General features: G+C 52.6%; 21 protein-coding genes, 2 pseudogenes and 1 other annotated feature. Of the genes and pseudogenes, 3 read left to right on the forward strand and 20 right to left on the reverse strand.

Annotated elements, in window-relative coordinates:
* Position 1: 1 nt before the first annotated feature.
* From yhfT to yrfD, 19 genes and pseudogenes are all read right to left on the reverse strand, one after another.
* Complete coding sequence (yhfT, locus tag SF3395; protein ID NP_709150.1) at positions 2–1,306, reverse strand: transport system permease; 1,305 nt, start codon at positions 1,304–1,306, stop codon at positions 2–4.
* Positions 1,307–1,317: 11 nt separating this feature from the next.
* Positions 1,318–1,710, reverse strand: coding sequence for a hypothetical protein (gene yhfU / locus SF3396; protein ID NP_709151.1), 393 nt, complete (start codon positions 1,708–1,710; stop codon positions 1,318–1,320).
* Positions 1,682–2,560: pseudogene (locus SF3397) on the reverse strand. Before SF3397 ends, yhfU begins: the two are co-directional and overlap by 29 nt.
* Positions 2,557–3,783, reverse strand: coding sequence for a mutase (gene yhfW, locus SF3398; protein NP_709153.1), 1,227 nt, complete (start codon positions 3,781–3,783; stop codon positions 2,557–2,559). Before yhfW ends, SF3397 begins: the two are co-directional and overlap by 4 nt.
* A complete protein-coding gene (yhfX, locus tag SF3399; RefSeq protein ID NP_709154.1) occupies positions 3,784–4,947 on the reverse strand; it encodes a hypothetical protein in 1,164 nt (387 codons plus the stop codon).
* An 83-nt stretch (positions 4,948–5,030) separates the two neighbouring features.
* Entirely contained in the window at positions 5,031–5,435 is a 405-nt protein-coding gene (gene yhfY, locus SF3400; protein NP_709155.1) for a hypothetical protein, read from the reverse strand.
* Positions 5,410–6,315, reverse strand: a complete 906-nt coding sequence (gene yhfZ / locus SF3401; protein NP_709156.3) for a hypothetical protein — start codon at positions 6,313–6,315, stop codon at positions 5,410–5,412. The genes yhfY and yhfZ overlap by 26 nt, the downstream gene beginning before the upstream one ends.
* Before the next feature lie 269 nt (positions 6,316–6,584).
* Entirely contained in the window at positions 6,585–7,589 is a 1,005-nt protein-coding gene (trpS, locus tag SF3402) for a tryptophanyl-tRNA synthetase (protein NP_709157.1), read from the reverse strand.
* Complete coding sequence (gene gph / locus SF3403) at positions 7,582–8,340, reverse strand: phosphoglycolate phosphatase (protein ID NP_709158.1); 759 nt, start codon at positions 8,338–8,340, stop codon at positions 7,582–7,584. Before gph ends, trpS begins: the two co-directional genes overlap by 8 nt.
* Positions 8,333–9,010, reverse strand: coding sequence for a ribulose-phosphate 3-epimerase (gene rpe / locus SF3404; RefSeq protein ID NP_709159.1), 678 nt, complete (start codon positions 9,008–9,010; stop codon positions 8,333–8,335). The genes gph and rpe overlap by 8 nt, the downstream gene beginning before the upstream one ends.
* 17 nt (positions 9,011–9,027) lie before the next feature.
* A complete protein-coding gene (dam, locus tag SF3405) occupies positions 9,028–9,864 on the reverse strand; it encodes a DNA adenine methylase (RefSeq protein NP_709160.1) in 837 nt (278 codons plus the stop codon).
* A 106-nt stretch (positions 9,865–9,970) separates the two neighbouring features.
* Positions 9,971–11,263 carry a cell division protein DamX gene (gene damX / locus SF3406; protein NP_709161.1) on the reverse strand — a complete coding sequence of 431 codons (1,293 nt, stop codon included), beginning with the start codon at positions 11,261–11,263 and terminating at the stop codon, positions 9,971–9,973.
* Positions 11,264–11,354: 91 nt separating this feature from the next.
* Positions 11,355–12,443, reverse strand: a complete 1,089-nt coding sequence (gene aroB / locus SF3407; RefSeq protein NP_709162.1) for a 3-dehydroquinate synthase — start codon at positions 12,441–12,443, stop codon at positions 11,355–11,357.
* Between the two features lie 56 nt (positions 12,444–12,499).
* Positions 12,500–13,222 (reverse strand): shikimate kinase I, encoded by a 723-nt coding sequence (gene aroK, locus SF3408; RefSeq protein NP_709163.4) that lies wholly within the window; start codon positions 13,220–13,222, stop codon positions 12,500–12,502.
* A gap of 199 nt (positions 13,223–13,421) precedes the next feature.
* Complete coding sequence (hofQ, locus tag SF3409; protein ID NP_709164.2) at positions 13,422–14,660, reverse strand: porin; 1,239 nt, start codon at positions 14,658–14,660, stop codon at positions 13,422–13,424.
* Positions 14,572–15,017, reverse strand: a sequence feature (Similar to Escherichia coli K12 conserved hypothetical protein gi: 1789794 (148 aa). BLAST with identity of 99% in 148 aa. This CDS ontains frameshift. The sequence has been checked and is believed to be correct.). It overlaps the preceding gene by 89 nt.
* Positions 14,572–15,017 (reverse strand): annotated as a pseudogene (gene yrfA, locus SF3410). It overlaps the preceding feature by 446 nt. The gene hofQ and the pseudogene yrfA overlap by 89 nt, the downstream one beginning before the upstream one ends.
* Positions 14,968–15,339 (reverse strand): hypothetical protein, encoded by a 372-nt coding sequence (yrfB, locus tag SF3411; protein ID NP_709165.1) that lies wholly within the window; start codon positions 15,337–15,339, stop codon positions 14,968–14,970. The pseudogene yrfA and the gene yrfB overlap by 50 nt, the downstream one beginning before the upstream one ends.
* A gap of 52 nt (positions 15,340–15,391) precedes the next feature.
* Positions 15,392–15,931, reverse strand: coding sequence for a hypothetical protein (gene yrfC / locus SF3412; RefSeq protein NP_709166.1), 540 nt, complete (start codon positions 15,929–15,931; stop codon positions 15,392–15,394).
* Positions 15,931–16,737 carry a hypothetical protein gene (gene yrfD, locus SF3413; protein NP_709167.2) on the reverse strand — a complete coding sequence of 269 codons (807 nt, stop codon included), beginning with the start codon at positions 16,735–16,737 and terminating at the stop codon, positions 15,931–15,933. The genes yrfC and yrfD overlap by 1 nt, the downstream gene beginning before the upstream one ends.
* Positions 16,738–16,829: 92 nt before the next feature.
* On the opposite strand from yrfD, the gene mrcA reads away from it, so the two are divergent.
* Positions 16,830–19,382 carry a penicillin-binding protein 1a gene (gene mrcA, locus SF3414; protein ID NP_709168.4) on the forward strand — a complete coding sequence of 851 codons (2,553 nt, stop codon included), beginning with the start codon at positions 16,830–16,832 and terminating at the stop codon, positions 19,380–19,382.
* Positions 19,383–19,546: 164 nt separating this feature from the next.
* On the opposite strand, the gene nudE is transcribed toward mrcA, so the two are convergent.
* Positions 19,547–20,107, reverse strand: a complete 561-nt coding sequence (nudE, locus tag SF3415) for an ADP compounds hydrolase NudE (RefSeq protein NP_709169.1) — start codon at positions 20,105–20,107, stop codon at positions 19,547–19,549.
* Positions 20,108–20,426: 319 nt separating this feature from the next.
* Here nudE and yrfF point away from each other — a divergent pair, with 319 nt between their 5' ends.
* Entirely contained in the window at positions 20,427–22,562 is a 2,136-nt protein-coding gene (yrfF, locus tag SF3416) for a dehydrogenase (protein NP_709170.1), read from the forward strand.
* 19 nt (positions 22,563–22,581) lie between these two features.
* Positions 22,582–23,295: a GMP/IMP nucleotidase gene (yrfG, locus tag SF3417; protein NP_709171.1), complete on the forward strand. Its 714-nt coding sequence runs from the start codon at positions 22,582–22,584 to the stop codon at positions 23,293–23,295.
* The last annotated feature ends 10 nt before the right edge of the window (positions 23,296–23,305 follow it).

Raw genomic sequence — 23,305 nt, forward strand, 5'->3', positions numbered from 1 at the left:
CTTAAGCCGGAACGAACAGGCCAAGCCAGTAAAGAACATTCAGCAGAATACCGGTGATCATTACTGCCACGACCGGTGCCGCCATTTTCTGTACCGGACGGCCCAGGGATTCGTTGAGGAAGTAAATGGCAACCGCGATAGAGAATCCGGTATAACCCGCCATCTTAATTGCTGCGAAAATCGAACCGACCAGCAGCGCCACTTCCATCAGCATATTCATGGCGTTACGGATGTTATCCGACGCATTACGCACCGACGGGTAGCGTCCCAGCCATTTGCCGATCGAACGAAGCAGCAAGACTTCCGCCGAAATAACCACTGCGCCTAATACCGCTGCAACCATCGGATTCGGCGAGAGATAGCCCACCGCATAAACAAAGGTAAAGCCCGCAACTGCATACACACCCGTTGCTAAGGCGGTGGTGGCAATCAACGGCACAAACCCCAGTCCGCGCATAAATTCTGCCAGAGCCGCCTGATTAATCAGCGTTTGCGATTGTTCCGGCGTCACGCCTGCGGAATACGCTTTCTCCAGTGTGAAGATCGAAACTTCGCTACCAGCAAAAATCTTCATACTGGCAACGGCGGCAATCAATGCTCCCACGATGGCGATATAAGGTAAGTTTTTGATAATCCGCGACGTGCGCTCTTCAAACACCGAAAGCCCGCTGGCATCGATGTCATTTTCATCACGATGACGCAGGTCGTGAGTTATCGCGATCCCCAGCAGCATCACCATGCCAATAAAGATTTCGATGGATTCAGGGTTAAGATGTGGGAAATAGCGCACGACTACCACACGGGTCATCAGAACAACCACGGCGGCGACCAGACTTTGCTTCCAGCCAAACTGGTAGAAAATCGCCACCAGCGGGAACAGTGCAAAAGCAGAAACCACCGGCGAGCTTAATTCCCCGAGGCTACCTAATACATCCACCGGCAGCGCGGTCAGCAGCTGGTTAACTGGCAACAGGCAAGTAAGGATCAACACGCCCCAGATAGCGCCAAGACCAAACGCCATCAGGCTGTTTATCGCCAGTACGCCGAGGATATCGGTAGGAAGAAAGAGTAACCATGCGTTGAGCAGCCCGGTTTTCAGGGTAAAAGAGATCCCCACCGAGGCCACAAAACCAATGCTCAGACCAAAAGCGATACTCCCCGCCTCGCGACGGTTCATATAGCCTTCAATCAGTTGCGGCAGGATCGGGTGGATGCCGTCATGAAAAACAGCCGCCGAGCGATGCGCCAGAAGCGATGTCATACCCGTCAGGCACGCCACCACGATAATCTGAATATACAGATCCATAGTCGTGCCTTTTATTTCAGATGGTTAATCAACATCGGAATCGCGTGTTCGACGTGCTCAACGGAAAGGCCAAACGCCACTTTCCCTTCAGCGATCATTTTGGCGATATGCTCGTCTTTCGCTTTAATGCCTGGTTTGGCAATGGTGCAACTTTTGTTATAGCCAATCACCGCGATGGCAATCGACAATGCCGCGCCCGCACCGGTATTACACGCGCCAATGTAATAATCTAGTTGCCCGGATTTCACCTTCATTGCCGCTTCCATGTCGTTGTGAATGAAAACTTCAAAACAGCCAGGAGCCGTCGCTTCAATGGTTTTTTTAATCTGCTCACGCTGTAAGCCTGCAACGCCAATCTTTTTCATGAGTCTGTCCTTATTGGAAAAATTGAGAGGGATTTTCACGTAACATCACATCCACATCGGCCTGACTGAATCCTGACTGGCGCAATTGCGGAATAAAGGTGGTCAATAAATAGTCATAGCCATAACCACCATTGGCTTTTAAATGGGAGCGGCGCGTAATATCCATCGACAGCATGACGCGGTTCAGCAACCCACGGTCACGTAGCGCGTGGAGCATCGCAATGCGCTTTTCGTCCGGGTAGTAACTGTTCTTACCAATGGTGTCGAACTGCACGTACGCGCCGAGATCGATCATCTTCAAAATGTTGTCGAGGTTGTCTTTCAGATCGCAGTGACCAACGGTGACGCGCGAAAGATCAACTCCGTGGGCTTGCAACAGAGCCAGTTGTTCCAGCCCCATGGTGCTGAACGACGTATGCGTGGAGATCGGGCGTCCGGTCTGGTTATGCGCCAGCGCAGCGGCAATAAATACCTTCTCTTCCAGCGGCGTAATCTTTCCTTCGCTGGAGCCGATCTCCGCGATGATCCCGGCTTTCAGCTCCGTGCCATCGATACCCTGTTCAATTTCATCGACCATCTCCTGCGCCAGTTCCTGCACGCTGCGGGTCACCACATGTTCCGGGAAAAACGCATCCTGGTAATAACCAGTACAGGCCACCACGTTGATCCCGGTTTCGCGCATTACATCGAGCATAAATTGCGCATTGCGCCCCATGTAACGGTTGGTCATCTCAATCACATTACGTACACCCCGGGTCATCAGGTCGTTCATCTCCTAGCAAATGAACGCATACTGATCAAGGCGGCAGTCCACGTTGTTTTTAAAGCCGGAGAGATCAATATGCAGATGCTCATGGGCCAGGGTGTAACCCGTCGGATCAAAACTCATAGGGTGTCTCCTGCAAACCGGAGGGAGGAAAGAAAAGAGCGACCATTTTGTGGCGGTGGCGCACGGAAAAATTCACACACGGTAGCTCCCACATCAGAAAGCGTGGTGCGCACACCGAGCTGCGTGGCGACCAGCCCTTGCTGATAAACCAGCACTGGCACCACTTCACGGGTATGGTGGCTGTGACCAATGGTCGGATCGTTACCGTGATCCGCCATCACGACCAGGCAATCATCTGGCTGCATCGCCTCAACAAGCCGGGCAAGGTTACGGTCAACGACCTGCAAACGTTCGGCATAACGTGCGACGTCTTCTGCATGACCAGCGAGGTCGGTTTCCTGGATATTGATGCAAATAAACGCCGTCGGATGGGTGTTAAATTCGTCGAGGGTGATATCCATAATCCGCTGGCTATCCACCAGGTTTTGCCAGCTCACACCATAAGGATTGCTGACGATATCTGCCACCTTACCCACCAGCACGGTTGGCACGCCCGCTTCATACAGTTTTTGCGGCACCTGCACTTTTTCATCAACACCGTAGCCCATATGCACGACCTGGAAGCCGTTGTCATAAGCGCCAGAACGCGGCGCATTAATACCAATAAAGCGCCCTTCTTTGCTTTCTGCGGCATCGAGAATACGCTGACTGTTGGTTAACAGGCCGCCAAATGTAATGACCCGACCGACCTGTACCTGGTCACGCACGATACGACCAATTTTGATTGCGTCGTCAAAAGAGATCACAGAGAGATTGGCGGTAATGTTATAGACTTGGCCTAAATCCGCCTCGAGATTATCGCCAATCGCAACCGCCTGATTGACCGACAGAAATTGCAGATCATCGCCACGGCGCTCCACCTGCCAGCCAGCGGAAACTAATGCCTGCTCAACACGGTCAATCACATCGCGAAAAGGCATCCGCAGCGGCGGTAACGGGCGCGTGCCTAAAATTTCCTGATGCCCCATAAAGGTATCGCCACCTTCATGTTGCAGCTCTGCCACGCCCCAGGTTGCGGAATCTGACGGCTGCATATCGCCTGGCGCATAACCCAATGTGTTGATTAGCCCCAGCTTCTCCAGCGTTGGTAGCTGCAAATGCGGCAACTGGCTCAGGATGTGACCACAGGTATTCGCCCCGGCATCTTGCGGGCGCACCAGCGTGACATCTTTCATTGCCCCTACGCCAAAGCTATCAATCACTAACACCACAAATCGCGCCATTTATGCCTCCAGAGGGTTGCCGAGGCTGTCATAACGACCAACTATTTCTGGTTCGCCGCGCTGAATACCGGACACCAGCACCACATCGCTACGGGTGACAAAAATCTGCGTGCGAAAACAGAGCACCACTGCACTGCTCACCGGATACTCGCCTGCCAGCGGCAGGGTGTAGTCGATACTGCTGTCATCCACAGTTTTGAGATTGGTTTCAGTAATCTTTTGATTTTCTGGCGTAAACACCAGCGCATGTTGCGCATGACCACGACGGTAGTAACCGCCGCCGTAGCAGTAGCTGTCGCCACGGAAATGATGGGAGATTTCACTTAACCAGAGCATCGCGATACGTTCAGGCTGATCGCCCTGCTGGTTTGCCGGAATAGTACCGGTCAGCGCATGACCGGGTTCGGCATGAGTCGCACCGTATTCCGCCAGCAATGGCAGCGAAGTGCAGCTGGTCGCTGAAGGTACGTTCAGTTGCTCAATCGCAATACCAGATTTCGCCAGTTGATCCCGTGCTTGTACCAGCGTGTGAAGATTCGGTGTTGGCAAAACTTTCCCAGCAGCCTCATCCCAAAGCAGGCAAGGGAAATGGGTTAGTCCGGCTAAATGCAGCCCCGGCAGTTTCTTAATTTCAGCAATCACCTCGTGCAGCGAATGCTGTACAAAACCGCTCTCCTGCCCCGGATAAAGAAAATCATCGTCGCTATAAACTTTGAGCAGCACAGGCTGGACCCGTCCGGCCTTAACCGCTGCCGCAGAAACTTCCCGCGCTTTGTCGAGAGTAAACACGGTGATGATGTCGGTGCCCTGTTCAACGGCGTCAGCAACCTGATGACAAGGGATTTGTACCAGATGCCCCTGATGCGCCACTGGCAAACCAGCGCGGCGCATGACTCGCGCCTCTTTGTAATCCACCGCCACAATGCCGCTGTAGCCTAATGCCAGCAATTTTTCCGCCAGCCACGGATTACGACCAAATTGCTTGGTCATCAGATACAGTTCAATGCCGTAAAGCCGCGCCGTCTCAATGAGCCGCTTACCGTTTTCCAGTATCTGATCCACGTCGATCACCCAGCTGTCCGGGGCGATTTTGCCCTGCTGCCACAAACTTAGTGCGGCGGAAATCAGCGCCGGGTTCTGGCGTTTCAATGCTTCTACAAACATCTTGTTGCCTCGTTTCTGTTCCTTGAATTAAATATTCATTTTTTTGAATATTTAGGTTGTGCGACGTGGATTTGTCGGGAGCTTCAAACCTCTTCGTTAGCAGCCATCCATAATCCATAAAGATTGGCCAGAAAATAGCCTTCTTCACACGGGTTAACTTCCAGAGCGAATTCCTTCAACAACTCCTGATGCAATTGCACAACGGCTTGCCAGTGGCTGGATTGCGCCAGTTCCGCCAGCAACTCGTTATCCAGCGGCTCTATTTCTTCACCACGGCGACTGCGCATCAGTGCACTCGCCATATGTGTCATCGCCATCGTTCCTTGCTCACTGCGCACCGGCAGATGGCACTCTTTTTCCAGTACGTTGACGACCTGCATCATGCCTTTGCAGACGTCCTTATCAATAACGCCTGCCTCGCAAAGCAGGTTGAGTCTGGTTTCCATATCAGATGCCTTTCGTTTAATAACTGGGTTCCTGTTCCCCACTCACCACCCGTTGTTGATGGGCAAGCAGGGCGTGTTTATCTACAACAGCACGCAGCAATTGTTGCATTGGGTAATCATCGACTCGCGTCAGGACCACGGCTTCGGTGGCCTGTAAAAATCGCGGATCGTCTGTTAGCGGCGTCGCCTCTAATCCCAGCATGGTCAGTTCGTTTTCCGCCACCACGTTCCAGATCACCGCATCGACATCGCCTTTAACAATGCGTTGTAAACTCTCGTGATAAGAGAGATCGACTCGTTCCACATCACTATCGCCAAAAAAGACATCGGTCATGATTTTCTGATCCGCCGAACGACTATCGAGACCTACTCGCTTAACATTTCCAGACTCACCTTTGCGGCATATCAGTTGATGTTCACCAACATACGTATGCGGGCCAAGCTCGAGGGCGATGCACAAATTGTTTTGGCTGAGATAACTTTCCGCCGCCAGGCGGGAAACTACTGCCATGTCATAGACACCGTTAAGTAAACACTCCACGCGAATATCCGCGCCGCGCATATGCGCATAGTAAAAAGGAATGCCATCAAACTGGGCTTTCAATCCGCTCGCTAAACCTTCGTACAAGCGGGTATAGGGCAAAGGCATCGCACATACCACGTTGTTGATATCCACATGACTCAGCAATGCTTTGTTATCCATCTCGACAAGATAACTGCCATTGCGCCCACGGCGTTCAATCCGTATCGCTCCGCTTGATTCCAGCGTTTTCAACGCGGCCTGCGTCAGGCCAACCGATGAACGGCATTCAGTTGCCAGCTCATCTATGGTTTTCAGTCGATTACCGCATTTTTCACCCAACAAATAACGGGCCAGTGTCGTGATGACGACGCCTTCTTTTTTGATAAACGTTCGACGCATAATATATTTTCAATAAAATGAATATTTATATCTTCATTAAAATGAAGATAAGTGGCGACGACGAGATGTGGAAACGGCGAGGCGCTTCACATTTTTTCGGGTTGTTGCGAAAAGAGGATAAAAAAACCGGGTTTCCCCGGTTTCAGAGTGATGACGAAGTGATTTATTCGACAATGCGAGCAAAGGGTAATTCCCACTGGCGCTTGCCTGCTCCCCTCACCCTAACCCTCTCCCCAAAGGGGCGAGGGGACCGTCCGAGCGTTTTGATATTACGGCTTCGCCACAAAACCAATCGCTTCGTACACCGCTTTCAGCGTACGGGAAGCGTGTACACTGGCTTTTTCTGCGCCGTCTTTCATCACCTGTTGCAGGAAGGCTTCATCGTTGCGGAAACGGTGATAGCGTTCCTGCAATTCAGTCAGCATACCGGAAACGGCATCAGCCACTTCACCTTTCAGATGACCATACATCTTGCCTTCGAACTGTTTTTCCAGTTCTGGGATGCTCTGGCCCGTTACCGCAGAAAGGATATCCAGCAGGTTGGAAACGCCCGCTTTGTTCTGCACATCGTAGCGAACTACCGGCGGCTCGTCGGAGTCAGTGACCGCGCGTTTGATTTTCTTCACTACCGATTTCGGATCTTCCAGCAGGCCGATAACGTTATTGCGGTTATCGTCAGACTTGGACATCTTCTTGGTCGGCTCCAGCAGCGACATTACGCGCGCGCCAGATTTCGGAATAAACGGCTCCGGCACCTTAAAGATCTCGCCATACAGCGCGTTGAAACGCTGGGCGATATCGCGACTCAGTTCCAGGTGCTGTTTCTGGTCTTCACCCACCGGTACCAGATTAGTTTGATACAGCAGGATGTCCGCAGCCATCAGCACCGGATAGCCAAACAGACCAGCGTTGATGTTCTCGGCATAACGCGCAGATTTATCTTTAAACTGCGTCATGCGACTCAGTTCGCCGAAGTAGGTATAGCAGTTCAGTGCCCAGCCTAACTGCGCATGTTCTGGTACGTGGGACTGAACAAAAATGGTGCTTTTCTCAGGATCGATACCACAAGCCAGATACAAGGCCAGCGTATCCAACGTCGCTTTACGCAGCTTCTGTGCATCCTGGCGCACGGTGATCGCGTGTTGGTCAACGATACAGTAAATGCAATGGTAGTCATCCTGCATGTTTACCCACTGACGCAGCGCACCCATGTAGTTACCAATGGTCAATTCACCTGAGGGCTGTGCGCCACTAAAAACGATGGGCTTAGTCATTTTTCGATTCCTGATTTTCGCTATGCGGAAGCCCTAATGCGGGCAGAAGGTCATTTATAGACTGATAAATTACATCAGGCTGGCTGAGATCGATAGCCTCGCCGTAGTTGTATCCGTAGGTTAAGCCAACTGATGGGCAACCTGCCGCTTTTGCCGCCTGAATATCATTCCGTGAGTCGCCGACAAACAGCATCTGTTGTGGGGCAATTCCCATCCGCTCAGCCACCAGTAACAGCGGGTCCGGATGCGGTTTTTTGTTTTGCACATCATCGCCGCCGATAACCACGCTAAAGTATTTGGCAATATCTAAGGCTTCGAGCAGCGGCGCGACGAACGGCGTCGGTTTGTTGGTGACCAAGCCTAGCGGCAGGCCTTTAGCCTGCAACGCGCCCAACGTATCGGCAACGTGCGGGAACAAAAACGTCCCCTCTTCGGCAACCTCGCCATAGTAGCGATCGAACAGTTTACGCAGAATACGTACCTGTTCTTCTGCCGGAATGTCGTCATCAACGGGCGGTTTCCCCATTGTTTTACGCAGAGTCGCACGTTCCTGACGCGCCCAGGTCAATGCGCGCTCCATCAGAACATCTGCGCCGTTACCAATCCAGGTAATAACGCGTTCTTCACCTGCGACGGGCAACTCCAGCGCATACAGCGCCATATCTACCGCAGCAGCAAGACCAGGAGCACTGTCGACCAGCGTACCATCAAGATCAAAAGCGACGCCGCGAATATCTTCAAACTTATTCATGACTTACCTTTGCCAGTTCACTGCGCATTTCATCAATGACTTTTTTATAGTCTGGCTGGTCGAAGATTGCCGAACCGGCGACGAACATATCCGCGCCCGCCGCAGCGATTTCGCCAATGTTGTTCACCTTCACGCCACCGTCCACTTCCAGACGAATGTCAAAGCCAGACTCGTCGATACGGCGACGTACTTCGCGCAGTTTATCCAGTGTTTGAGGAATGAAAGACTGACCGCCGAAACCAGGGTTGACGGACATCAGCAGGATCACATCCAGCTTATCCATCACGTAATCCAGATAGCTCAGAGGTGTCGCCGGGTTAAATACCAGACCCGCTTTACAGCCATTTTCTTTAATCAGTTGCAGCGTGCGGTCAACATGCTCGGAGGCTTCTGGATGAAAGGTAATGATGCTGGCGCCAGCGGCAGCGAAATCAGGCACAATGCGATCGACGGGTTTCACCATCAGATGTACGTCGATAGGGGCGGTAATGCCGTAGTTACGCAAGGATTTCAGCACCATTGGCCCAATCGTCAGATTGGGAACATAGTGGTTATCCATGACGTCAAAATGCACGACATCAGCGCCAGCTGCCAGGGCTTTTGCGGTATCTTCACCCAGGCGGGCAAAATCAGCCGACAGAATTGAGGGGGCAATCAAATACTGTTTCATCCGCTTCTCCTTGAGAATTATTTTTTCGCGGGTGAAACGACTCCTGGTTTGTACAAAGCCAGCAGTTCGTCCACCTTTTTACGTGTGCCGCCGTTGCTGCTTATACTGCGTCGAACTTTGACGACATGCAATTTTGCGCGCTGATACCACTCACGCGTTAACATCGTATCGTGATTGGAGATCAGCACTGGAATATGGCGCTCAACCAGACCTTCGGCGATCTCCGCCAGATGCGCTTGTTGTTCAAGCGTAAAACTGTTTGTGTGATACGCCGTAAAGTTGGCGGTCGCAGACAGCGGTGCATAAGGCGGATCGCAATAGACGACGGATGCATCATCTGCGCGCTCCATGCTATCGGCGTAAGACTCACAATAGAAAAAGGCATTCTGCGCTTTTTCAGCGAAGTGATACAACTCTGCTTCCGGGAAATAGGGTTTTTTGTAGCGGCCAAACGGCACGTTAAACTCACCGCGCAGATTGTAACGACACAGGCCGTTGTAACCGTAGCGGTTCAAATATAAAAACAGTACCGCCCGACGGAACGGATCCTGGCTTTTGTTGAACTCTTCGCGGAACTGATAGTAAACCTCGGCGCAATTTGTTTCGGGAACAAACAGCTCGCGTGCGGCCTGTACGTACTCATCAGTACGCATCTTCACAATGTTATAGAGACTGATCAGGTCGCTATTGATATCGGCAAGGATATAACGAGAAAAGTCGGTGTTGAGAAACACCGACCCGGCACCTACAAAAGGCTCAACCAGACATTCGCCCTTGGGCAAATGCCGTTTAATATCATCAAGCAGGGGATACTTGCCCCCTGCCCACTTCAAAAAAGCGCGATTTTTCTTCATGCCGATTAACTAATTACACCTTCTCCGGCTGTGGAGAAAGCTCCGACAGCATCCAGCGCTTCAGGCAGCTCCCGCAACGATAAACCATTGCGGGAGATAACCTTGATTACTTCAGATCGGCCTGTACCTGACGCAGCGGTTTCGCCCACGGGTTTTTGGCCTGAACATCTGCTGGCAATGTAGATACCGCTTTTTTCGCCTCTTCTTTCGAAGCGTACACGCCAGAAACCAGGACATACCACGGCTGACCATTACGCGTCGTTTCATAGACAACGTAGTTTTTCAGATTCTCTTTCTTCGCCCAACCGTTCAGGTTGTCGTAGTTAGAGGAACTGCTCAGCTGCAGAGTGTAATGGCTGGACGGTGCCGATTTCAACGAACCAACATTACCTGCGGTCTTCCCTCCAGCGGCTGGTGTTGCCGTGGTTTGCGCCGGGGATGCCGTCTGTACTGGAGCCGTAGTCGCCGTCTCTTTTGGTGCTGGCGTAGAAGTCGCAGCCGGTGCCTTCGTGCTCGCCACAGGGGCAGCTGGTTCAGGTTCAGTACGCTTCGGCGTCTGTGCTACCGGCTTCGGCTCCGTTTTCACGGTTGCTTGCGGTTTTTTCGGTTCAATCACCGCCTGCTGACGAACTGGGCGCGTAGTGGACGGACGTTCAGCGGTTTGCGTTTTCGCCGTGTCACGCGATGCATTGCCATTGCGAACAGGCGCAACCGTTGCGGGTTCAGTCGGCAACGTGGAATTGACCGCCACATTGTTCAGCTGTTGCTGATTTTGTGGCTGGGTCAGCGCATTGTTCAGGTCACCCTGCACTTCAACACGTTGTTGACCATCCGTTGCCACCGGGGTTTGCCCTTGAGTCGGCGTAGAAGAGATCGGTGGCAGAGAAACATCCTGCTGAGTATTTTCCGCAGACGTGGTTCCCGGCGCTGGCTGCACGCCATTCGCCTGATCGGTCGCATTGCCAGCAAGATCAATACTCTTCTCGCCAGACGCGGTTTGATCGCTGGAAGTGGTCGAGGGGGCTTTTAGCGCAGAACCGATACCGATGATCAACAGCAGTAGAACCAGAATGCCGACGCCCATCATCATATACTGACGAGAAGCGGGTTTACTGGCTGCTTTTTTGCGCTTACGCGGACGACGCTCTACGCGCTCTTCATCCACGGTTTCATCTTCGGATTCGTCAATTTCTTCTTCGATTTCCGGTTCCTCATTGCGCTCTTTTTGCGCACGAGTCGGACGGCGATCGTCAGTGTCATCAAGTTCAATATCATCAAAATTGATCTGCGGTTCGCCACGTTCAGTACGCTCAGAACGTTCAGAAGATTGACGAGAACGACCAGTACGACGATCGCTGGGATCGGGTTTCAGCTCGTCTTCTGGTTTGAATTCATCCATTTAACACCCCACTAAAAGGTTAATGCTTACCACGTTGCAATTAACCTGAAGCTAATAGACCGCTTGATAAGCGGCCTGACCTTTCTTGTTGTTACGCTGATTGACAATCGGCAATGGCGTTAAGAACAAGCTCGTGCGAAACGCCGCTGCGAACTTTACTCTTACCAATTGCCAACGGAAGAATTAAGCGCATCTCTCCCGCAAGGACTTTCTTGTCACGCAGCATATGCGGTAAATACGCCTGCGCGGACATTTCGCGCGGCCCATTGACCGGTAACCCAGCCCGCGTGAGCAGGGTTATAATACGCTGCGTTTCGGCAGAACTAAACTGCCCGAGACGTTCCGACGTCCGCGCCGCCATCACCATACCCGCAGCGACCGCTTCACCATGTAACCAATTGCCATACCCCATTTCAGCTTCAATGGCATGACCAAAGGTGTGTCCCAGATTCAGTAAAGCACGTAACCCGGTTTCGCGCTCGTCGGCGGCGACAACTTCTGCCTTCAGTTCACAACAACGGCGAATACAGTACGCCATTGCCGGACCGTCCAGACGCAACAACGCATCCAGATTCTCTTCCAGCCAGTTAAAAAACGCACCGTCAAGAATAATGCCGTATTTGATGACTTCTGCCAGCCCCGACGCTAACTCACGCGGGGGAAGCGTTTTCAGACAGTCGAGATCCACCACCACTGAAGCAGGCTGGTAGAACGCGCCAATCATGTTTTTACCGAGGGGATGGTTGACCGCAGTTTTGCCGCCAACGGAGGAATCGACCTGCGACAGTAACGTCGTCGGGACTTGAATGAAACGAACACCGCGCTGATAACTCGCCGCCGCGAAGCCGGTCAGATCGCCCACTACGCCGCCGCCAAGCGCCACCAGCGTAGTATCGCGACCATGCGGCTTTTGTAACAACGCCGTAAAGACGGTATCGAGTACAGCTAGGCTTTTATACTGCTCGCCGTCAGGGAGGATAACGCTATCGACGTTAACACCCGCCTGTTCAAGTACGCCGCGGACCTTATCGAGATACAGAGGAGCCAGGGTTTCGCTGGTGACCAACATGACCTGCTCGCCCGATTTCAGCGGTAAGAATGAAGCTGGTTCATTAAACAAACCAGATGCGATGGTAATTGGGTAACTACGTTCCCCGAGAGTAACGACAATCCTCTCCATAACGCGACATCCACCTTAATTACTGTACCCGCAGACGAGTGTATATAAAGCCAGAATTAGTTGCTTTCCAGCATGTGAATAATCTGGTTTGCAACCACTTTAGCGCTTTGATCATCAGTACGAATGGTCACGTCGGCAATCTCTTCATACAGCGGATTGCGTTCATTGGCCAACGCTTCCAGAACTTCACGCGGCGGTGTTTCAACGTGCAGCAACGGGCGTTTTTTATCACGCTGCGTGCGTGCAAGTTGCTTTTCGATGGTCGTTTCAAGATAAACGACAACGCCACGAGCGGAAAGACGGTTACGCGTTTCACGGGATTTCACAGAGCCGCCGCCAGTAGCCAGCACAATACCCTGTTTCTCGGTCAACTCATTGATGACCTTTTCTTCGCGATCGCGGAAGCCTTCTTCGCCTTCTAAATCGAAAACCCAGCCCACATCAGCTCCGGTTCGTTTCTCAATCTCTTGATCGGAATCGTAAAATTCCATATTGAGTTGTTGAGCTAACTGGCGCCCAATAGTGCTTTTTCCGGCACCCATAGGCCCAACCAGAAAGATATTGCGTTTCTCTGCCATTTTTTCGGTACTACTAAGACTATTCGTTAATGATAAACCCGCTTCGCTCAGAGAGCGCCGCAGGACATGAACTGAAACCTCATAAGATATTGCGAGAGTCAGACTGAAAATTATCTCAATACTCCAGCGGGTTTGGCAACTGAATAAATCACCCATCCCTCTGCATATCTGGTCGCTGCAAGCGCGCTGCCTTGCTACCACCGCTCTGGCGATAAATCACCGGGTAAGATTAGCGTAAAAAAGACAGCAAAATGCCGCCTGAATGATAAATCATCATCATGGAACGCAGGCAGCGAAGAGCACCAACTCTCAAATCGGTACTCCTTGTATGCTAAATACCTGCGCGCGTCAAATAGATGAAACACGTTCAGCATAAAAACATTACCGCTTTTACGGCTGTTTACTCACTGGAAACCAGTCGTGGCGTGATAAACACCACTAACTCGCGTCGTTCATCTTCTTTTCCGTCATGACGAAATAATTGCCCGAACCAGGGAATGTCGCCAAGCAACGGTACGCTATCCTGACCCGATTTATTTTTACGGGTAAAAATGCCGCCCAGCGCCAACGTTTCTCCGCTTTTTACCTCGACCTGCGTTTCGATCTCCTGCTTATCAATCGCCAGCACTTCGCCATCGGCCTGCTGTAGCACCTGCCCCGGAACGTTCTGGCTGATGTGTAATTTCAGCCGGATGCGACCTTTTTGTAACACCGTGGGCGTGACCTCCATCCCCAGGACGGCCTCTTTAAATTCCACCGACGTCGCGCCACTTTCCCCGCTGGAAACCTGATATGGAATTTCGCTCTCCTGTTTAATGCTGGCAGGCTGAAGATGTGAGGCCAGCAGACGCGGACTGGCGATAATATCCAGCTGCTGTTTTTGTTCGAGCGCGGAAAGCTCAAGATCCAGCAAGCGTCCGTTGATGCGCCCAATGTTAAAACCGACATGCGTTGTCGCCGTCGCTACGGAGAGGTCGCTACCAAGCGTGGTGACTTGCCCAACGCCACCAGCGTGTTGCGCATCGGCCAGCGTCCATTTCACGCCTAACTCACGCAAACTTTTTTCATTAATGGTGACAATATGCGCCGACAGCTCAACCTGCCCGACCGGCAGATCCATTTGCGCTACCCACTGTTCAAGCGCGCTTAACGCCGTTTTGTTATCTCGTAGCAAAAGGCGATTGGTGCGTTTATCGACGGTCATACTCCCTTTGGCACTCAGTAGCTTCTCCCCCGCTTTCGCCAGTTCTCCCGCGTCGGCGTATTGCAGGGTTATACTGCGATTTTCCAGCGGCAGATTTGCCTGCGCCCGCGCCTGCTCCGCCTCCTGGCGGGCGATATTGTCATTCTGCCAGGCAATGGAATGCACTGAGAGAATGTTGCCTTCCTGCCGCGTTATCAGTCCGGCGCTTTTCACTACAGTTTGTAGTGCCTGCTTCCAGGGAACATCTGTTAGATGTAACGACACCGTACCGCTGACGTCTGGCGACACGACCAGGTTCAACTTCTCCTGTTCAGCCAGCGCCTGCAACACCTGAGCTACCGGAACGTCATCCACCATCAGCGTCACTTTTTGCGGCTTTGCCGCCTGTACGCCGGGTATCAGCATCAACAGTAGTGCGGCTATCCATTGCTTCATTTGTATCTCCTTGCCGTTGCCACAACCATTGTGGCGGTTCGCAGTTTGTCCCGGTACCCAGCGTTAGTACGTCTGGCGTCAGCTGTAAAATTGTCCAGCCGTTTTCCAGCACATCGTTTTGCTGCACCCGTCGCCATTTCTTTTGCCCGTCTTTTATTACACCGATGATGCGCTCGCCTCGCCCTACCATCCCCTGATAGCGCCACTGGCTAAGTTCGCTAATCCGGCATATAGATCTTCCGGCGATTTAAAAGGGTCACGCATACCGGTTAAAAGGCACAATGCAATACCTGCCAACAACCAGCGTTTAACCCTCATGCGGCATCTCCAGTTGTAGCGTGAACAAAAGATCATCACCTTCCACGCTTAACGAAAAACGGCTCACGCTGACGTTGCGCTCTGCCAGCCGTGTAAATGCCGACGGCACTGCTTCCCACAGCGTTTTCAACGCCAACTCACCTCCCTGCGCGGATGGATGCCAGGAAACCAGTTGCGCGCCGGATAACTGAAAATCCAGTGGCGAAAAGGGCAGCGTTTTTTCCTCGCTGAAGGGAGTGGTGTCTACCAGGCGATACAGTGCGGCCCACTGCTGGTGATGACTTGCCCGTAGTCGAATTAATGCGTCGCGCTCTTCATGGTGTGTCGATGATAGAAAAATGAGCGTAACTAACATCAGCAACCAGAATGCCCAGCAAAACTGGCGGAGGCGGGGTGATGTGGCGAACCACCAGTCAAAGAACATGTTCATCGCTAACCTTCCTTGTTAACTGATACTCAAATTGCCAGCGTCCCTGCGCATCCTGCTGCGTGGCTCCCCGCTGATTGAGATGAAAAGACGCATCCTGGCGGAGTGACGTTTCTAGTGCGTTTAACGCGGTAATGCTTGTTGTCAGCCCCTTGATCTCCAGCGTTCCCTGCTGCCAGCTTATCGTTGTCAGCCAGGCGTGCTCGGGTAAAAGCGCCGCCAGTGCTTCCAGCGCAGATTGCCAGTCGCGGGTAAATTGTCGCTGGCGCTGCCGTTGCGAACGCTGTTCGCGTAACTGCTGTTGCTCCAGCAAACGTGGCTTCGTTATCTGTAAGCTGCGGGCGAGTTGTTGTTCCGCCTGAAGCAAAACTGCGTCTATGCGCGCTTCGGCGCTGCCTGTCAGACGCAGTATTAGCGTTATCCCGACGGCCAGCAGCAGAGGCGCAACGAACATCAGCAACCAGAAACGCAGAAAAGCGGTCCGGCGTTGCTGTCGCCAGGGCAAAAAATTAATTGGCGGATTCATCAGTACGCCTTCCCAAGCGCCAGCCCCAGCGCGATGGCAAAGTCTCCACCAGGCGGCGGTAGCGGCGGCTGACGAACAGAAACGGCCTCCCAGGGGTCAAATCCGCCTTCGCCACATATCGCGACGCTGTCGGGATCAACGGATAACGCTGCCGCCAGCTCCTTCGCGCTAGTCATCCCCACCGCCAGTTTGCGCCCCCAGCTATAGCGCGTCGCCCACAGCCACTGTTCGTTATCACGCCAGGCCAGACATTGCTGATGAGAAGGTAAAAAAGGCAGGAATCGCTGTAATGCACTGGCATCCGGGGTGATCGCACTAACATGAACACGCAACCTTTCTGCCAGCGTAAGCAGCGTTGCCAGCTCTTTGCTTTGCGCGGCAGTCACGTTATAAGCGGGGCTGAGTGAGTCTTCGCTGTAATCGAAGCGCAGGGAGTCCGGATCCATATCCAGCTCGCGGGCCATCGTCCCTGACAGCCAGGCCGTTTGCTCCCGCTCACCAAGGGACATCGACGGGCGCGGAAATGACCGCTGTAATGTGCGACTGGCGGGAAACGCCAACATAATGTGATGACGCTGCGGCAGTTCGCGACTCCACGGTAACAACGTTTTAGCCAGCTGCTGCGCATCAACAATCCGCCCATCTTTGATAATGTCGTGCGCCAGCGGCAACCGCCACCAGCGTTGCAAAAAGCATTCTTTTGCGCCCCGCACGATCGCAACCGCTGCCGCTTCTTGCTGTTGTAAATGCAAACCAATTTGCCAGATCTTAAATGTCATTGTGATGATCTCCTTATCACCCGTCACTCTGACGGGTATATCAATGCGTCTGGCTTGCCTTTATACTACCGCGCGTTTGTTTATAAACTGCCCAAATGAAACTAAATGGGAAATTTCCAGTGAAGTTCGTAAAGTATTTTTTGATCCTTGCAGTCTGTTGCATTCTGCTGGGAGCAGGCTCGATTTATGGCCTATACCGCTACATCGAGCCACAACTGCCGGATGTGGTGACATTAAAAGATGTTCGCCTGCAAATTCCGATGCAGATTTACAGCGCCGATGGCGAGCTGATTGCTCAATACGGTGAGAAACGTCGTATTCCGGTTACGTTGGATCAAATCCCACCGGAGATGGTGAAAGCCTTTATCGCGACGGAAGACAGCCGCTTCTACGAGCATCACGGCGTTGACCCGGTGGGGATCTTCCGTGCGGCAAGTGTGGCGCTGTTCTCCGGCCACGCGTCACAAGGGGCGAGTACCATTACCCAGCAGCTGGCGAGAAATTTCTTCCTCAGTCCAGAACGCACGATGATGCGTAAGATTAAGGAAGTCTTCCTCGCGATTCGCATTGAACAGTTGCTGACGAAAGACGAAATCCTCGAGCTTTATCTGAACAAGATTTACCTTGGTTACCGCGCCTATGGTGTCGGTGCTGCGGCACAAGTCTATTTCGGTAAAACGGTCGACCAACTGACGCTGAACGAAATGGCGGTGATAGCCGGGTTGCCGAAAGCGCCTTCCACCTTTAATCCGCTCTACTCAATGGATCGTGCCGTCGCGCGGCGTAACGTCGTACTGTCGCGGATGCTGGATGAAGGGTATATCACCCAGCAACAGTTCGATCAGACACGCACTGAGGCGATTAACGCTAATTATCACGCGCCGGAGATTGCTTTCTCTGCGCCGTACCTGAGCGAAATGGTGCGCCAGGAGATGTATAACCGTTATGGCGAAAGTGCCTATGAAGACGGTTATCGCATTTACACCACCATCACCCGCAAAGTGCAGCAGGCCGCGCAGCAGGCGGTACGTAATAACGTGCTGGACTACGACATGCGCCACGGCTATCGCGGCCCGGCAAATGTGCTGTGGAAAGTGGGCGAGTCGGCGTGGGATAACAACAAGATTACCGATACGCTGAAGGCGCTGCCGACCTATGGTCCGCTGCTGCCTGCCGCAGTCACCAGCGCCAATCCTCAGGGAGCGACGGCGATGCTGGCGGACGGGTCGACCGTCGCATTGAGTATGGAAGGCGTTCGCTGGGCGCGTCCTTACCGTTCGGATACTCAGCAGGGACCGACGCCGCGTAAAGTGACCGATGTTCTGCAAACGGGTCAGCAAATCTGGGTTCGTCAGGTTGGCGATGCATGGTGGCTGGCACAAGTGCCGGAAGTGAACTCGGCGCTGGTGTCGATCAATCCGCAAAATGGTGCCGTTATGGCGCTGGTCGGTGGCTTTGATTTCAATCAGAGCAAGTTTAACCGCGCCACCCAGGCACTGCGTCAGGTGGGTTCCAACATCAAACCGTTCCTCTACACCGCGGCGATGGATAAAGGTCTGACGCTGGCAAGTATGTTGAACGATGTGCCAATTTCTCGCTGGGATGCAGGTGCCGGTTCTGACTGGCAGCCGAAGAACTCACCACCGCAGTATGCTGGTCCAATTCGCTTACGTCAGGGGCTGGGTCAGTCGAAAAACGTGGTGATGGTACGTGCAATGCGGGCGATGGGCGTCGACTACGCTGCAGAATATCTGCAACGCTTCGGCTTCCCGGCGCAAAACATTGTCCACACCGAATCGCTGGCGCTGGGTTCAGCGTCCTTCACCCCAATGCAGGTGGCGCGCGGCTACGCGGTCATGGCGAACGGCGGCTTCCTAGTGGACCCGTGGTTTATCAGCAAAATTGAAAACGATCAGGGCGGCGTGATTTTCGAAGCGAAACCGAAAGTAGCCTGCCCGGAATGCGATATTCCAGTGATTTACGGTGATACGCAGAAATCGAACGTGCTGGAAAATAACGATGTTGAAGATGTCGCTATCTCCCGCGAGCAGCAGAATGTTTCTGTACCAATGCCGCAGCTGGAGCAGGCAAATCAGGCGTTAGTGGCGAAGACTGGCGCGCAGGAGTACGCACCGCACGTCATCAACACTCCGCTGGCATTCCTGATTAAGAGTGCTTTGAACACCAATATCTTTGGTGAACCAGGCTGGCAGGGTACCGGCTGGCGTGCAGGTCGTGATTTGCAGCGTCGCGATATCGGCGGGAAAACCGGTACCACTAACAGTTCGAAAGATGCGTGGTTCTCGGGTTACGGTCCGGGCGTTGTGACCTCGGTCTGGATTGGCTTTGATGATCACCGTCGTAATCTCGGTCATACAACGGCTTCCGGAGCGATTAAAGATCAGATCTCAGGTTACGAAGGCGGTGCCAAGAGTGCCCAGCCTGCATGGGACGCTTATATGAAAGCCGTTCTTGAAGGTGTGCCGGAGCAGCCGCTGACGCCGCCTCCGGGTATTGTGACGGTGAATATCGATCGCAGCACCGGGCAGTTAGCTAATGGTGGCAACAGCCGCGAAGAGTATTTCATCGAAGGTACGCAGCCGACACAACAGGCGGTGCACGAGGTGGGAACGACCATTATCGATAATGGTGAGGCACAGGAATTGTTCTGATTAAAAAGGCGCTTCGGCGCCTTTTCAGTTGGCTGACAAAGTGCATTTGTTTATGCCGGATGCGGGTGAACGCGTTATCCGGCTAACAAAATCGTGAAAAATCAATATATTGCAGGAACCCCATAAGCCTGATAAGCGTTGTGCATCAGGCAAACTTCACGCATTTACACTCGCCCCTGCCCTTTCAACCATTCGCGCACGAGGAACAGCGCGCTGACATTACGCGCTTCGTTGAAGTCAGGGTCTTCCAGCAAATCCATCATATGCGCCAGCGGCCAGCGCACCTGTGGTAGCGGCTCTGGCTCATCGCCTTCCAGCGATTCCGGGTAGAGATCTTGCGCGACCACGATATTCATTTTGCTGGAAAAGTAAGACGGTGCCATGCTGAGCTTCTTCAAAAAAGTCAGATCGTTCGCACCAAATCCAACCTCTTCTTTTAGCTCGCGGTTAGCGGCTTCGTAGACGCTTTCACCCGGATCAATTAATCCTTTCGAAAAACCTAATTCGTAGGATTCAGTTCCCACTGCGTATTCGCGGATCAGGATCAGGTGATCGTCCACAATCGGCACAATCATCACTGCTTCCCGGTTGGTTGGACGCATTCGTTCATAAACACGCCGCACGCCATTGCTGAACTCCAGATCCACGCTCTCGACGGTAAACAGTCGGGAACGGGCTACAGTTTCAACATTCAGAATGGTGGGTTTTTGTAATGATTTGTTCATCGTGGGATCTATGCTGTGAAATCAGCGGTTATTGTGCGATATCGGACACGCTTTCGGCAATGTGAATTGCATGTTATTTACATTTATGTAACTTAATAAATAATCGTCCTCAAATCAAATTAAAAGTCAATAGGTTGAAATAACTCCAGGAATTTGCTGATATTCCGCCTTCAGAGGGTTTGCTATGATCAGCGGTTACTGTGATGTGCTTAATGATGCTCAAGTTAAGCTCCACGCTTGCCGATAGCCAACCGCAGAATCATGTATTGTGTCCGGTGCGACTGACCACGCCTGACAGACTAAGTAAGATGGGGAAAGCATGAGCACCATTGTGATTTTTTTAGCTGCTTTGCTGGCCTGCTCACTACTTGCGGGATGGCTGATAAAAGTGCGATCCAGACGGCGTCAGCTGCCCTGGACCAACGCCTTCGCGGATGCGCAAACGCGTAAACTCACACCTGAAGAACGTAGCGCCGTTGAAAATTATCTTGAGAGCCTGACGCAGGTATTACAGGTGCCTGGCCCAACGGAAGCTAGCGCGGCACCGATCTCTCTGGCGCTGAATGCCGAAAGCAACAACGTCATGATGCTGACACACGCTATCACACGTTACGGCATCTCTACCGACGATCCGAATAAATGGCGTTACTACCTCGATTCGGTAGAAGTCCACCTGCCCCCCTTCTGGGAACAGTACATCAACGATGAGAATACCGTTGAACTGATTCATACCGATTCGCTGCCGTTGGTTATTTCACTCAACGGTCATACGCTGCAGGAGTACATGCAGGAAACGCGCGGCTATGCCTTGCAACCTGTTCCGTCCACGCAGGCGTCGATTCGCGGGGAAGAGAGTGAGCAAATCGAGCTACTCAATATTCGCAAAGAAACGCATGAAGAATATGCGCTGAGTCGTCCGCGCGGGCTGCGTGAAGCGTTGCTGATCGTCGCCTCCTTCCTGATGTTCTTTTTCTGCCTGATTACCCCGGATGTATTTGTTCCGTGGCTGGCAGGCGGCGCATTACTGCTGCTGGGCGCAGGTCTGTGGGGGCTATTCGCGCCCCCGGCAAAATCCTCCCTGCGAGAAATTCATTGTCTGCGCGGTACACCCCGTCGTTGGGGATTGTTTGGCGAAAACGATCAGGAACAGATCAACAATATTTCACTCGGTATTATCGACCTGGTCTATCCCGCACACTGGCAGCCATACATTGCTCAGGATCTCGGTCAACAAACCGATATTGATATCTATCTCGACCGCCACGTAGTGCGTCAGGGGCGATATCTTTCGCTGCATGATGAAGTAAAAAACTTTCCGTTACAGCACTGGCTGCGCAGTACGATTATCGCTGCGGGCTCGCTGCTAGTGCTGTTTATGCTGTTATTCTGGATCCCGCTGGATATGCCGCTGAAATTCACTCTCTCATGGATGAAAGGCGCGCAGACCATTGAAGCCACCAGCGTAAAACAACTGGCTGACGCTGGCGTGCGGGTAGGCGATACATTGCGTATTAGCGGTACGGGAATGTGTAATATTCGCACTTCCGGAACCTGGAGCGCGAAAACCAATTCACCTTTTTTACCGTTTGACTGCTCGCAGATCATCTGGAATGACGCCCGCTCATTACCATTACCAGAATCTGAACTGGTCAACAAAGCGACGGCATTGACTGAAGCAGTTAATCGCCAGCTGCACCCTAAACCGGAAGATGAATCTCGCGTCAGTGCCTCATTACGTTCAGCGATTCAAAAATCCGGCATGGTATTGCTTGATGATTTTGGCGACATTGTACTGAAGACAGCGGATTTATGTTCTGCCAAAGATGACTGTGTGCGACTGAAAAATGCGCTGGTCAATCTCGGCAACAGTAAAGACTGGGACGCGCTGGTAAAACGCGCCAACGCCGGGAAGCTCGATGGCGTGAATGTGTTATTACGCCCGGTGAGTGCTGAATCGCTGGATAACCTGGTGGCAACCTCCACCGCGCCGTTTATCACGCATGAAACGGCGCGAGCGGCACAATCACTAAACAGTCCGGCCCCCGGCGGATTCCTGATTGTCAGCGACGAAGGCAGCGATTTTGTTGATCAGCCCTGGCCTTCGGCATCACTTTACGACTACCCGCCGCAAGAACAGTGGAACGCTTTCCAGAAACTGGCACAAATGCTGATGCATACGCCGTTTAACGCCGAAGGTATCGTCACAAAAATCTTCACTGACGCCAATGGTACGCAGCATATTGGCCTTCATCCGATCCCGGATCGTTCCGGCCTGTGGCGCTATCTCAGCACCACATTGCTGCTACTGACGATGCTGGGTAGCGCCATTTACAATGGCGTACAGGCCTGGCGTCGTTACCAGCGTCATCGCACTCGCATGATGGAGATTCAGGCCTATTATGAAAGCTGCCTGAACCCGCAACTGATCACCCCTTCAGAAAGCCTTATCGAATAACACGTTTGCGCGGCAGGTTATGCTACCCTGTCGCGCAAATTGCTTCACTCTGGAGATTTCCCTCATGCATATCAACATTGCCTGGCAGGACGTAGATACCGTTCTGCTGGATATGGACGGCACGTTGCTCGACCTCGCCTTCGATAACTATTTCTGGCAAAAGCTGGTGCCTGAAACATGGGGCGCGAAAAACGGGGTTACGCCACAGGAAGCGATGGAATATATGCGCCAGCAATATCACGACGTACAGCATACGCTAAACTGGTACTGTCTTGATTACTGGAGTGAGCAACTGGGTCTGGATATCTGTGCGATGACCACCGAGATGGGACCGCGCGCCGTACTGCGTGAAGATACCATTCCGTTTCTTGAGGCACTGAAAGCCAGCGGTAAGCAGCGAATTTTGCTCACCAATGCTCATCCGCACAACCTGGCGGTAAAACTTGAGCATACGGGTCTGGACGCACACCTTGATTTATTACTTTCCACCCACACATTTGGTTATCCGAAAGAGGATCAGCGGTTATGGCATGCGGTGGCCGAAGCTACGGGTCTGAAAGCTGAAAGAACGCTGTTTATTGATGACAGCGAAGCGATTCTCGATGCTGCCGCGCAATTTGGTATTCGTTACTGCCTCGGCGTGACTAATCCTGATTCCGGGATTGCCGAGAAACAGTATCAACGCCATCCGTCACTGAATGACTACCGCCGCCTGATCCCCTCGCTAATGTGAAGGAGACGCC

Origin of the sequence: Shigella flexneri 2a str. 301, assembly GCF_000006925.2 — a bacterium.
Classification (GTDB): domain Bacteria; phylum Pseudomonadota; class Gammaproteobacteria; order Enterobacterales; family Enterobacteriaceae; genus ECMA0423.